Source organism: Moorella mulderi DSM 14980, from assembly GCF_001594015.1.
GTDB lineage: Bacteria > Bacillota > DSM-521 > Neomoorellales > Neomoorellaceae > Neomoorella > Neomoorella mulderi.
Map to the genome: position 1 here is coordinate 12306 of NZ_LTBC01000018.1, position 12458 is coordinate 24763.

12 protein-coding genes and 1 tRNA gene are annotated in these 12458 nt (G+C 54.3%); 11 read left to right on the plus strand and 2 right to left on the minus strand.

Annotated elements, in window-relative coordinates; all coding sequences use genetic code 11:
* Positions 1-71: 71 nt before the first annotated feature.
* From MOMUL_RS13670 to surE, 8 genes are all read left to right on the plus strand, one after another.
* Positions 72-1058 (plus strand): acyl-CoA dehydratase activase-related protein, encoded by a 987-nt coding sequence (locus MOMUL_RS13670; RefSeq protein WP_062285703.1) that lies wholly within the window; start codon positions 72-74, stop codon positions 1056-1058.
* A complete protein-coding gene (locus MOMUL_RS13675; RefSeq protein WP_062285705.1) occupies positions 1055-2167 on the plus strand; it encodes a 2-hydroxyacyl-CoA dehydratase in 1113 nt (370 codons plus the stop codon). Before MOMUL_RS13670 ends, MOMUL_RS13675 begins: the two co-directional genes overlap by 4 nt.
* Positions 2142-3104, plus strand: a complete 963-nt coding sequence (locus MOMUL_RS13680) for an acyl-CoA dehydratase activase (protein WP_062285708.1) — start codon at positions 2142-2144, stop codon at positions 3102-3104. Before MOMUL_RS13675 ends, MOMUL_RS13680 begins: the two co-directional genes overlap by 26 nt.
* Before the next feature lie 17 nt (positions 3105-3121).
* Complete coding sequence (locus MOMUL_RS13685) at positions 3122-4087, plus strand: hypothetical protein (RefSeq protein WP_062285710.1); 966 nt, start codon at positions 3122-3124, stop codon at positions 4085-4087.
* On the plus strand, positions 4087-4572 hold the full coding sequence (locus MOMUL_RS13690) for a Fur family transcriptional regulator (RefSeq protein WP_054937623.1): 486 nt from the start codon (positions 4087-4089) through the stop codon (positions 4570-4572). Before MOMUL_RS13685 ends, MOMUL_RS13690 begins: the two co-directional genes overlap by 1 nt.
* Positions 4573-4661: 89 nt before the next feature.
* On the plus strand, positions 4662-5567 hold the full coding sequence (locus MOMUL_RS13695; protein WP_062285712.1) for a tetratricopeptide repeat protein: 906 nt from the start codon (positions 4662-4664) through the stop codon (positions 5565-5567).
* Between the two features lie 6 nt (positions 5568-5573).
* The gene (locus MOMUL_RS15420) at positions 5574-5729 is read left to right on the plus strand and encodes a YpmA family protein (protein ID WP_064774443.1); all 156 of its coding nucleotides are present in this window, start codon (positions 5574-5576) and stop codon (positions 5727-5729) included.
* A gap of 2 nt (positions 5730-5731) precedes the next feature.
* Positions 5732-6514 (plus strand): 5'/3'-nucleotidase SurE, encoded by a 783-nt coding sequence (surE, locus tag MOMUL_RS13700; RefSeq protein WP_062285714.1) that lies wholly within the window; start codon positions 5732-5734, stop codon positions 6512-6514.
* Here surE and MOMUL_RS13705 read toward each other — a convergent pair.
* The gene (locus tag MOMUL_RS13705; protein ID WP_064774444.1) at positions 6475-8016 is read right to left on the minus strand and encodes a putative polysaccharide biosynthesis protein; all 1542 of its coding nucleotides are present in this window, start codon (positions 8014-8016) and stop codon (positions 6475-6477) included. The genes surE and MOMUL_RS13705 overlap by 40 nt on opposite strands.
* Before the next feature lie 184 nt (positions 8017-8200).
* Here MOMUL_RS13705 and fusA point away from each other — a divergent pair, with 184 nt between their 5' ends.
* Positions 8201-10246: an elongation factor G gene (fusA, locus tag MOMUL_RS13710; protein WP_062285718.1), complete on the plus strand. Its 2046-nt coding sequence runs from the start codon at positions 8201-8203 to the stop codon at positions 10244-10246.
* A 219-nt stretch (positions 10247-10465) separates the two neighbouring features.
* Here the strand turns inward: fusA and MOMUL_RS13715 are convergent.
* A tRNA-Trp gene (locus tag MOMUL_RS13715) sits at positions 10466-10541 on the minus strand.
* A 113-nt stretch (positions 10542-10654) separates the two neighbouring features.
* Here MOMUL_RS13715 and MOMUL_RS13720 point away from each other — a divergent pair.
* Positions 10655-11506: a PHP domain-containing protein gene (locus MOMUL_RS13720; RefSeq protein WP_084785669.1), complete on the plus strand. Its 852-nt coding sequence runs from the start codon at positions 10655-10657 to the stop codon at positions 11504-11506.
* A gap of 2 nt (positions 11507-11508) precedes the next feature.
* The gene (locus MOMUL_RS13725; protein WP_062285723.1) at positions 11509-12438 is read left to right on the plus strand and encodes a D-alanine--D-alanine ligase; all 930 of its coding nucleotides are present in this window, start codon (positions 11509-11511) and stop codon (positions 12436-12438) included.
* Positions 12439-12458 lie beyond the last annotated feature (20 nt).

The window sequence follows — 12458 nt, forward strand, 5'->3', positions numbered from 1 at the left end:
ATAAACCCGGCAGGTATTTTTAAATGGACGTCGAAATCTAGGAAGGACAGTTCAGCAGGAGGAAGAAATCTTTGGCGTTACATATTGGCTTCCCGAGGGCCTTGATTTATTACACCCATTTTCCCTTCTGGCAGGCCTATTTTAACCGTTTGGGAATCGAAATTGTCACGTCACCCCTGACTACCAAGGCTATCCTGGATGACGGCGCCCGCGAAGCAGTCGCCGATGCCTGTATTCCTATTAAGCTCTACCACGGTCATGTCCTGACCCTTAAAGATAAAGTTGATGCCATCTTTATCCCGCGTATGGTAAGAACAAATAAGCGCGCCACTTTTTGTCCCAAATTTTTGGGTTTACCGGATATGGTGCGGGCTACCCTGGCCCACCTGCCCCCCATCATCGATCTCCAGGTCGATGCGGGCCGGGGTTTATGGGGTTTATGGCCGACCTGCCGGGGCCTGGCCGAACTGCTGGGCTGTAGCCTGTGGCGGGCCTGGTCTGCCTACCGGGAAGGAAGGCACCACCAGCATGCCTACCAGAAATTGCTCCTGGCAGGTTACCTGCCCCTCCAGGCCATGGCCAAACTACGGGGCGAGGCAGTAGAAGCTCCAGCCAGGGAACCAGGAGCCCTGAAGCTGGCCGTCCTGGGCTATCCCTACCAGGTTTATGATCAATATATTAGCCTGGATATCATTGGCAAGTTAAAAAAGATGGGCGTTAATGTCTGGACCATGGAAATGGTCCACCCGGCCCGGCTTTACCGGTTAAGCAGCCGCCTTCCCAAGCGCCTTTTCTGGCATTTTTCCAACCTGGTGCTGGGAGCCACCTATCATTATCTCCAGCAGGGAAATATAGACGGCATCATTCATGTCACTGCCTTCGGTTGTGGCCCCGATGCCATGGTGGATAAGATTATGGAACTGGACATCCGTAAGTTAAGCCGGGGGCAATTACCCTTTATGTCGGTGAGCATCGATGAGCAAACGGGTGATGCCGGCATAACCACCCGCCTGGAAGCCTTCGTCGATATGCTGCACCAGAGGAGGGGTAACAGGTGAAAAAGGTTTCCTTTGCCCATATGGGGTATTCCTACCTGGGTTTCAAACAGCTGGTAGAAGATATGGGCTTCGAAGCCGTCGTCCCGCCCAGCCCCAGCCCCGCCACCCTGGACCGGGGCGTTACGTATGCCCCGGAATATGCCTGTATCCCCTTTAAAATGGTCCTGGGTACCTACCTGGAAGTCCTGGAACGGGGGGCGGAGATGATTATTACCTCCGGGGGGGTGGGACCATGCCGGGCTGGCCTGTACGGCATGATGCATGAAAGGATTTTACGCAACCTGGGATTTAACTTTGAAATCTTTATTTTTGACCCTCCCCTGACGGGGCTCTGGCCCTTCTTTATTAAATTAAGGCGCATACTCAAGGCAGCCGGCCTTTCCTGGCTGGCCTTTGTTGATGTCGTCCGCCGCGCCTGGGCCAAGTTAAAGCTCCTGGATGAACTGGAACAGCTAGCTACCAGCATCCGCCCCTATGAATTAAAACGCGGGGAAACTACCCGTACCTTCCATAGCTGTCTTAAAATCGTCGACCAGGCCCGCACCCTGCAAGAATTAGCTGCCGCCCGGGAAGAATGCCGGCAGCTTTTACAAAATATTCCCCGGGATACCGGCCGCCGCCCCCTCAAGGTGGGTATTGTGGGGGAAATTTACGTCCTGCTGGAGCCTTTTATGAACCTGGAAATAGAAAAAACCCTGGGGGAGATGGGGGTCGTTACTCACCGTTCTATTTACCTGACCCAGTACACGGCCACCGACGTTCTGGCCCGCGGTGCCCAGGACGTACGCCAGCTGGCCCACCCTTATCTAAATCAATTTGTCGGCGGCCATGGCCAGAATAGCGTCGGCGAAACCATCCTTTACGCCCGGAATGGTTTTGACGGTGTCATCCAGCTGTCTCCCTTTACCTGTATTCCTGAAATAGTAGCCAAAAGTATTTTGCCGCGAGTTAGCCGGGACTTGGGCATCCCCATTTTAAGCCTGACCATTGACGAACAGACCGGCCGGGCCGGGGTAGAAACCAGGCTGGAAGCCTTTGTCGATCTTTTGCGCCAGCGGCGCGAGCAAATGGAGGCCAGGAGTAATGCAGCCCTGTTACCTGGGTATTGATGTCGGTTCCGTCAGTACCAACGTTGTTGTCATTACCGCTGCAGGAGAAGTATTAAGCAGCCTGTACATACGTACCCACGGCCAGCCCATCCAGGCCGTGAAAGAGGGCCTCCGCCGGGTGAAGGCCACCCTGCCAGGAGACGTGATCATCGCCGGGGCCGGTACCACCGGCAGCGGCCGCTATCTTGCCGGGGCCATTATCGGCGCTGATATTGTTAAAAATGAGATCACAGCCCATGCCGTGGCCGCCCGCCTGGAAGTGCCGGAGGTCCAGACCATCCTGGAAATCGGTGGCCAGGACTCCAAGATTATCATTCTCCGCCAGGGGGTAGTTATCGATTTTGCCATGAACACCGTCTGTGCCGCCGGGACGGGTTCTTTCCTGGATCAACAGGCCGCCCGTTTAGGGATTCCTATTGAAAACTTCGGCGAACTTGCTTTAAAGGCCCGGCATCCCGTACGCATTGCCGGCCGCTGCACCGTGTTTGCCGAATCCGATATGATTCATAAACAGCAAATGGGGCACAATATAGAAGATATTATCGGCGGCCTCTGTGAGGCCCTGGTCCGTAACTACTTAAATAACGTCGCCAAGGGCAAAGAGATACTCGCCCCCATCGTCTTCCAGGGGGGAGTGGCGGCCAACGCCGGTATCCGGGCCGCCTTCAGTAAAGCCTTGCAACAGGAAATTATCGTGCCCCGCCACTTTGCCGTTATGGGGGCCCTGGGCGCCGCCCTCCTAGCTCGAGATTATGTCAACAATAACCGGGAGACTAAATTTAAAGGTTTCGAAGTAGCCGAAGAAGAATTTCGGGCCCGCAGTTTTACCTGCCAGGGGTGTTCAAACCTGTGTGAAATTGTTAATATAGAAGAAGAAGGTAGTATAATTGCCCGCTGGGGCAGCCGCTGTGGCAAATGGGATACCCTTGGTGAATAGGAAAGGAGTGGAGAGGCTTGCGCGAAAGTACCTTTTCTTTCTGGGAGGATACCGAGTTTAACGCTTTACCAGGTAAACCCCTGGCGGCAGCTGACAACGCTTACCAGGGCCGGGCCGGGGAGGAAGAGAGCTGGTTCTGGGAAGCCAGCAGTGGTGATGGTACCTACCTGAACGTTTTCTTTGCCGTCTACGGGGAGGAAGGGAAAGCCCGTCTCCTCCTGGCCCAACCTGGTAAAGAAGTGATTATCCGGGAAGTCGCTGCCCCTTTTACGGCTGCCACCGATCACCTCAATGTCCAAATGGCCGGTAATCGTATCTACCAGGAAGGAAACCTTTTCCGCCTGGAATGGCGATCAGAGGAGCCGGTACTGGAGTTAGAGTATGAACCCCACCTGCCTGGCTGGCAACCGGGCCACGGCCGGATTAACTATGGCGAGAAGGGTGATAAATACCTGTTCTGGTCCGTACCGGTACCTCGCGCCCGTGTCAGTGGCAAGATAGTCCTGGCAGGACAAGAGGAGAGCTTTAGCGGCCACGGATATATTGATCACCGCCGTTATAATTTCCCTTTACCCCGGACCTTAGGGGGCGCCATCCTGGGGCGTTATTATACCGATGCCTATACCCTCCTGTGGGCCGACTTCTGGGGCAACCTCCTTTACAGTGGTGAACACGTAACTGCCCTTTACCTGGCTCGCGAGGAGGAAATCCTGGCTGCCACCGGCAACCTGGAAGTGCAGGTCTTTGACCGGCAAACCAAGGGTGGCTTGAGCTATCCTGCCGAACTGTCCCTGCAGGCCGGTACTACACCCCTCATCAGGCTGGATATTAAAGAAACAACAGCTTTGGGCCCGCGATTAGTCACCACCATGGGTGCTCAAGGTCTCTACTGCCACTTCAACGGGCAGCTAAAGCTGGCCACCCGGCCGGAAGAGGAAGTTACCGGGCAGGGGTTTATGGAAACCTTAATGGCCAGGGATTAATGGATACAGGTGTTATTATGGAAAATACCTTCAACGCCATCTGTCAAAAGCTCCACCAGCTGGATTATAAGGTAACCCCCCAGCGCCAGGTAATCCTCAAGGCCTTCCTGGAGAATTCGGCCGAGCATTTGAGTGCCGAAGAGGTATATAATATAGTCAAGGAACGGTACCCCGATATTGGCCTGGCTACCGTTTACCGCACCCTGGATCTCCTGGCCGAACTTGATATTTTACAGAAAATCAATTTTGGTGATGGCCGCACCCGTTATGAACTGGACCAGCACGAGACCCACTACCATCATCACATGATCTGCCTGGGCTGCGGCCGGGTCCAGGAGTTTGATGATGACCTGCTGGAATCCCTGGAAAAACTTTTAACCCAGCAGACCGGTTTCCACATCACCGATCACCAGCTAAAATTTTTCGGATACTGTCGCGAATGCGCCGCCAAAGACCAGGGGAAGTCGGGTGGTGACGCTATTTGACATACGATTTTTGGTATATTTGGGAGGAAATGGTATAGAGGAGGACGAAAAATTAAGGACAGGATGGATATGAAAAGGAGCGATGCACCGTGTCCAGTCCTGTCCAAAATCCAGCTTACAGCCGGGACCAGCAGCCAGTTGCCCTCTCCCAAAAGGTAACATTACGTAAAGAAGAGCAGGCCTGGCAACTGCTGGAACAGGGTCGCTTTCACGAGGCGGCTCCGCTTTATCAAAGAATCCTTCATACCAGGAAACGTGATGCTGCCGGGTGGAACAACCTGGGTTATTGCCTTCTTAAAATGGGAGAGGCAAAGGAGGCCCTGGCCTGTTACCAGGAAGCCCTGAAACTTGCCCCCAGGGATGCGGGCATTTTAATTAATACCGGGCTCTGTTACCAGCGCCTGGGGCAATGGCAGGAAGCTTGTCGTTGCTTTCAGCGGGCCAGCCAGTATGGTGCCAGGGATGCCGATCTCCTGAATAACATAGGTGTCTGCCTGGCCCAGCTCAACCGTATTGAAGAAGCCATCAAATTTTACCACCAGGCCCTGGCCCTGGCTCCCCGGCAGGGGGAAATTATCGCCAACCTGGCGGCCGCCCTGGTCCAGGGCCGGCGCTGGCTGGAAGCAATTGAATGCCTGGAAATGGCCCTGCGCCTGTTACCGGCGGACGTCTCCGTACTCAATAATGCCGCCACCTGCCTGGAAGCCCTGGGTAAATATTACCTGGCTGCCCCCCTCTATGCCCGGGCCCTGGCCCTCCAGCCGGGTGACCTGCAGGTTAGACTAAATTATGCCGCCTGTTTGATGAAATTAAGTCGTTTAGAGGAAGCCCGGGAAGTCCTGGAAGAATTGTTGCGCCTTGACCCCCGGCACGGCGATGGCTGGCAACTGCTGGGAGCCCTGTATGATGCCATGGGTGAGCCTGAAACTGCCGCCTGCTGTTACAACCGGGCCTGGGGATTGACCCCTACCAGGGAAGAAGGAAGGAAGGGATGACCCAGCATGCGCCTGCTGGCCAGCAAGAGTTTTACCAGTAACGATGAATTATATAAAATCGTCGACTTATTAAATAAAACCCTGAAGGATTATAACCTCATGTTTGGCCTGTCCAAAGATACAGGTGGGCAAACCATGACCCTGTCCATTTACGAGGTGTAACATTGCTAATCCTGGTAACTAACGACGACGGTATCCACGCGCCGGGTATCAAAGCCCTTAGCCTGGCCCTGGCGGCCATCGGCAAGGTGGTCGTTGTAGCTCCTGAAAGAGAACGCAGCGCCATCGGCCACGGCATAACCATGCATAAACCGTTACGGATTACCGAAGTCCCCTGGGAAGAGCCCATCGGCAAGGGCCTGGCCATTAACGGCACCCCTGCCGATTGCGTCAAACTGGCCCTGGACGCCCTCCTGGAGGAACCACCGGCCCTGGTTGTCTCCGGTATTAACCGCGGTGAAAACCTGGGCACCGATGTCCTTTACTCTGGTACCGTCTCGGGGGCTATTGAAGGCTGTATCAACGGCCGGCCTTCCCTGGCGGTATCCCTGGTGGGGGAAGGAGAGTTTGATTTTACCTTTGCCGCCAGTTTCACGGCCCGCCTGGCCCGGGAAATACTCAAGCGGGGGCTGCCGGATGGTACCTTGTTAAACCTGAATATTCCTCACCTGCCTGAAGCTGAGATAAGAGGGATAGCTATCACCCGCCTGGGCCGGCGGCGCTACATCAATACCGTCAGCTGCCGGCAGGACCCCCGGGGGCGGGCTTACTATTGGTTGGCCGGTGAGAAAGAGGATCTTGACCAGGGCCCCGATACCGATATCGGCGCCTTGAGCCGCGGCTTGATTTCCCTGACACCCCTGCAGCTAGATTTAACCCATTACGCCTTTCAGGAGGAATTAAGCACCTACCTGCCTTTTCTTTGGCCGGGCCACGGTAATAAGTAAAGATGGTTGGGGTTAATCATGCCGGATCCGAAGAGGATTAAGAGATAGATTAACCCGCTGCCGGTAATAGTCTGAATAAGACGCCAGGTAGCCGGTACAGCCGCGAGAACCGTCCAGAAAAAGGAGGCGGCCAGGGCCAGCCCCCCGGCGGCCACCGCCGGCCAGTAAACAAAGGTCCGCAGATCCAGGCGTAAAGGGGTATACCTGGATAGAGCCAGGAGGTTTAAAATAGCCGTCGTAGCGCTACCCAGGTTCACCCCCAGGGCAGCTCCGGTAATCCCCAGCAGGGGGGTAAAGAAATAAATCCCCAGAATATCTACAAGCCCGCCGGTAACGGTGGTCCGGAGAACGGTCGGCATAGCCCCCAGGCCATTAAGAATGCCGACGGTAGTTTGTTCCAGGTAGATAAAAAGGCTGCCCCAGGAAAGCATTTGCAAGGCTACCCCGGCAGCCGGCGTAGAGAAAATAAGATCACAAAGGGGTGTAGCCAGGAGATAAAAGATTACCACAAAGGGTAAACCGCTTAATACCGTAAGTTTTAAAGCCTGCCGGCAACGTTTAGATAACAGATCATAATCCTTCATGGCCTGGGCTTCAGCAATAGCCGGGACCATAGCCATGGCTACTGCCACGGTAATGACCATGGGCAGGTAAACCAGGGTCAGGGCGATGCCGGCATACTGGCCATAAATAGTCGTCGCTTCCGCTACACTTACTCCCCAGCGCTGCAGCTGGCGGGGGATCAGCAGGGCCTCCAGGGTCAACATAACCCCGCCGGTTGCCCGGGCCAGCATGACCGGCAGGGACAGGCGCGCCAGGGGTAAGATATCGGCTTGCATTGAACCTTCCTGGTAGATAGCAACATCATAGTAGGAACGTGCCCGCCAGAAAATAACGATACTTATAACCAGCCCTGCCAGTTCCCCCAGGACCATACCCATAGCCAGGCCGGCGGCAGCCATAGCCACCCCGTAGGGGAGGAAATGGAGGCCAAAGAAGAGGCCGGCGCCTACCCGTACCACCTGTTCGCTTACCTGGGCCAGGGCCACCGGTTGCATCAGTTGCAGTCCCTGGAAATAGCCGCGAAAGGCCGAGCAAGTACAGACCACGGGGAGGGCCAGCAGCATAACCATAAAAGCCTGGTAAACCCGGGCATCGGCGAAGATCCTGCCAGTTAGATAAGGAGCCAGAAACCATAAAATTAAGGCTGCTATGAGCCCGCTACCGGCTAAAAAGTGCAGGGAAAGGCGGAAAACACTGCGTACCTTTCCCCAGGCCTGGATAGCCACCCTTTCCGCTATTAACTTGGCCAGGGCCACCGGCACACCGGCCGTAGCGATCATTAATACCAGGCTATAAAAGGGAAAAACCATTTCATAGAGGCCCATGCCTTCGGCGCCAATGAAACGTACCACTAGGATGCGGTAGGCAAAACTGATAATCCGGTTTAACAGGCTGGCCAGCATGAGAATAGCAGCACCCTGCCAGATAGATGCGCGCATACTTTCACCCCATCTAAACTTATGCCGGCCGGGAAATGTTTAGAAGAACCAGAAGTGGGGAAAAGTAGAAACGGCCTATCTTAAAAATATTTGACTAGAAAAAGAGGATTTTTGCAAAGAGAAGGCTAATATATACCTTGTTAAGTTTCCGTTAACAGCAGAAGGATGAGGAGGGCTTAATTTAATGAAGGTTTACCCCAGTACCAATATCCGTAACGTTGGCATTGTAGCCCATGGCGGCGCCGGCAAAACGAGCCTCACGGAAGCACTGCTGTATAATGCCGGGGCCACCAAGCGTTTGGGCCGGGTTGACGAGGGCAACACCGTAACCGACTACCACCCGGAAGAAATTAAACGCAAGGTAACCATTAATACCTCCCTCGCTTTTGCCGAGTGGCAGGATCATAAGATAAATATCCTTGATACGCCGGGTTACAGCGATTTCTTTGGTGACGTCGTAAGTGCCTTACGGGTAGTTGATAGTGTGCTGGTAGTTGTCAGTGCCGTGGCCGGGGTAGAAGTCCAGACGGAGGTTGTCTGGGAAGAAGCCGAGGCCCGTCACCTGCCGCGGCTGGCCTATGTTAATAAAATGGACCGGGAAAACGCCAATTTCCAGAAAGCCATAGAATCCATGCGGGAACGTTTGAGCGGTCGTATTGTCCCCGTCCAGCTACCAATAGGAGCCGCCGAAACCTTTAGCGGTGTCATCGATATTCTCAATCAGAAGGCCTACACCTATGACGGTAACGGTAATGAAAAAGAGGTCCCTGTCCCGGCTGAATACGCCGGCGAAGTTGCGTCTTTACGAGAAGCCCTGGTTGAAGCTGCTGCCGAAGGCGATGATGAACTTTTAATGAAATACTTGGAAGGCGAGGAACTTACGCCGGATGAGGTGCGCCTGGGTCTCAAAAAAGCCATTGCCGAAGGAAAAGTGGTACCGGTCCTCTGCGGTTCGGCCCTGAAAAATATGGGGGTTAGACCCCTGCTAGACTATATTGTGGACTATTTACCTTCGCCCGTAGACGTGGCCGGTAAAACAGCGGCCGAACTGGAAAAGGAAAGCCTGGCCGCCCTGGTATTCAAAACCCTGGCCGATCCCTATGTCGGCAGGTTAAGTATGTTCCGGGTCTACAGCGGCGTTCTGAAATCGGACTCTACCGTTTACAACGCCAACCGGGAAAGTGAAGAAAAAATCGGCCAGCTTTTTGCCCTCCAGGGCAAAAACCAGGTAGCCGTTACCGAAATGCGGCCGGGGGACATGGGGGCCATTGCCAAATTGCAGGTTACCACTACCGGCGATACCCTTACCAGCAAGGCCAGCCCGGTTAAACTGGAAGGAATCAACTTCCCCGAACCGACCCTTCCCGTGGCCATCCGGCCTAAAAGTAAAGGTGATGAAGATAAGCTCAGCAATGCCCTGGCAAGGCTACTGGAAGAAGACCCGACCCTGCGCCTGAGTAAAAATACCGAGACCAGGGAAACCATTCTCACCGGTATGGGCGAGTCCCACCTGGATATTACCCTGGAGCGCCTGCAGCGGAAATTTGGCGTGGAAGTAGAAATGAGCACTCCCAGGGTACCCTACCGGGAAACCATTCGCGCCAGCGTTAACCGGGTGGAAGGCAAGCACAAGAAACAAACCGGCGGTCACGGCCAGTACGGTCATGTCTTTATTGACATGTCTCCCCTGCCGGACAAGGAATTTGAGTTTACCGAAACCATCTTCGGCGGTGCCGTCCCGCGGCAGTATATCCCGGCCGTGGAGAAGGGCATCCGGGAAGCCATGCAGGAAGGGATCCTGGCCGGCTACCCGGTTACCAATATTAAGGTCAACCTGGCCGACGGTTCATACCATACGGTCGACTCCTCGGAAATGGCCTTTAAGATTGCCGCCGGGATAGCCTTCCGCAAGGCCGTGGAACAGGCCAAGCCAGTACTGCTGGAGCCTATCATGAACGTTGAAATTACCGTGCCCGAACAGTTCATGGGTGACATCATGGGCGATTTAAATAGCCGCCGGGGACGGATCCTGGGAATGGAACCCCAGGGTAAAAATCAAATCATCCGCGCCCAGGTACCCCTGGCTGAAATGTACCGCTACGCCATCGACCTGAAGTCCATCACCCAGGGCCGCGGCCACTTTAAAATGGACTTCGCCCAGTACGAAGAAGTCCCGGCCAGCATTGCCGAAAAGATTATCCAGGAAGCCAGAAGGGAAAAGGAAGAGTAAGGATATTAAGAAGCCCCCCTCGCTAGGAGGGGGCTTTGATTTATCGTTTTTCTTGGCTAGAGGTTTAATTATATTTAATTGTGAAAATAAGTACAATAACGGAGTAGATGTGGAGGAAAAGCGGAGAAATAGGGAGGGATGGAGGGTTAAGCATAATTTAACCAGATTTTCAATGGAAAAGCGAAAGCGCCGCAATCCTTGCGGCGCCTTACATTTTTCTGGCAGGGGTGGCAGGACTCGAACCCGCAACCAACGGTTTTGGAGACCGCTACTCTACCAATTGAGCTACACCCCTACAGCAACTTTATTATACCCCCTTTCCGCCCGCCAGTCAAGGATAACATTTTTACCGCCAGGCAGGTTTCTTTTTTTATAAGCCGAATATAGATATAATGTCAACTTTTCGAGGTGTTGCCCTTGGTATACGCTGATCTCCACATTCATACCCTGGCTTCGGACGGCAGCCTGGCGCCGGATGCAGTCCTGGAACAGGCGAAAAAAATCGGTCTCAAGACCCTTAGCTTTACCGATCATGAAAGCCTTGCCGGTTATTACCAGGCTTGCAATTATGCCCGGGAACTCGACCTGGATCTCCTGCCTGGGATTGAAATGGTTACAAGTTTTAAAGGTCACGAAATCCATCTCCTTGGTTATAATTTTGATCCCTATTCTCCCGTACTAATCTCCGCTTTACAAACTATCTGCCGGGAACGAAATTTCCTTGCCCGCAAAGTTATCCAGCGCCTGCAAGCCCTGGGTTTTAATATCAGCTGGGAGCAGGCCTTGAAGCTTATCCCTCCCGGCGGCGTCCTGGGTAAAAACCACATCCTGCAGCTTTTACGGCAGGCTGGTTATATCCGGGAACCTGCCCAGACAATCGAATTTTTGCGGCGTTATTTATCCCCCGGGGGCCTGGCCTACATCCCCTATGAAGGTAACCCCTTGCCCCGGGCGGTATCCTTGATTCACGCCGCTAATGGTATCGCCATCCTGGCCCATCCTGGCCTGATCAGGGATGAAGGACTGTTAGAGCTCATCCTGGAAGAGGGCATTGACGGCCTGGAGGTATTTTATTATTATCTAGGGGATAAAGGGAGAGACGCTATCCGTTATTTCTACCGGCTGGCCCTGGAACGGCGGCTTCTCATTACCGGTGGCACCGATTTCCACGGTATTTATACGCCAGTAGAAATGGGCTCTATGGGCATTTCCGCCAGGATGGTTGCCAGGCTAAAGGATTATAAGGAGGCACCTGTATAAACATGAAAATCGCCGTCTTAATGGGTGGCCCTTCTTCCGAAAGGGAAATTTCCTTAAAGAGCGGGGCCGCTGTTGCTGCCGCCCTGGTAAGCCTGGGGCACGAGGTAATGAAGATTGACCTGGATGAGGAAGTAGTGGCTAAACTAAAGGCCTTTGCCCCTGACGTTGTTTTCAATGCCCTGCACGGCAGGCCGGGAGAAGACGGTTCTGTCCAGGGCTTGCTGGAGATTTTGGGCATCCCCTATACGGGTAGCCGCGTCCTGGCCAGCGCCATTACCATGGATAAAATCATGACCAAGCGTATCTTAAGCCAGGCCGGCATTCCCACACCTGTTTTTTTGAGCTGGACTGCCGGCCAGTATGCTGCCGGCAGGGAAGAGGTAAAGAAACGCATTTTAAAGGACCTGGGTTTACCGGTGGTCATCAAAGCCCCGACCCAGGGTTCCACCATCGGCACCTTTATCGTCAGGGAGGAAGGAGAGCTAGCTACCGCCATTGAAGGCGCCTTAAAGTATGATCCGTGCTTTATGGCCGAGGCTTTTCTTCCCGGCCCGGAAATAACGGCCGCCATCCTGGGCAATAGCGATCCCCTGGTCCTGCCTCTTATTGAAATTGTTTCCCATACCGGCTTTTATGATTATACGGCTAAATATACTCCGGGTTTAAGTGATCATATTATCCCACCCCGGCTGCCGGAGGCCGTCCTGGCCGCAGCCGCCTCCCTGGCCCGCCAGGCTTATATCCTCCTGGGCTGCCGCGGCTTTGCCCGGGTGGATATGATTGTGGCCGGGGGGCAGTCTCCCCAGGTCATCGAAGTCAACAGCGTGCCGGGGATGACGGCCACCAGCCTGGTTCCCGACGCTGCCCGGGCTGCCGGGCTGGACTTCCCGACCCTGGTGCAAAAAATAGTCGACCTGGCCCTGGAAGCCTGAAAAGTGTCATGTAACAGCCC

Coding starts and splice junctions, on each gene's coding strand:
- MOMUL_RS15420 (WP_064774443.1), top strand. CDS start 5,574: ATGCGCCTGCTGGCCAGCAAGAGTTTTACCAGTAACGATGAATTATAT.
- MOMUL_RS13680 (WP_062285708.1), top strand. CDS start 2,142: ATGCAGCCCTGTTACCTGGGTATTGATGTCGGTTCCGTCAGTACCAAC.
- fusA (WP_062285718.1), top strand. CDS start 8,201: ATGAAGGTTTACCCCAGTACCAATATCCGTAACGTTGGCATTGTAGCC.
- MOMUL_RS13725 (WP_062285723.1), top strand. CDS start 11,509: ATGAAAATCGCCGTCTTAATGGGTGGCCCTTCTTCCGAAAGGGAAATT.
- MOMUL_RS13690 (WP_054937623.1), top strand. CDS start 4,087: ATGGATACAGGTGTTATTATGGAAAATACCTTCAACGCCATCTGTCAA.
- MOMUL_RS13705 (WP_064774444.1), bottom strand. CDS start 8,016: ATGCGCGCATCTATCTGGCAGGGTGCTGCTATTCTCATGCTGGCCAGC.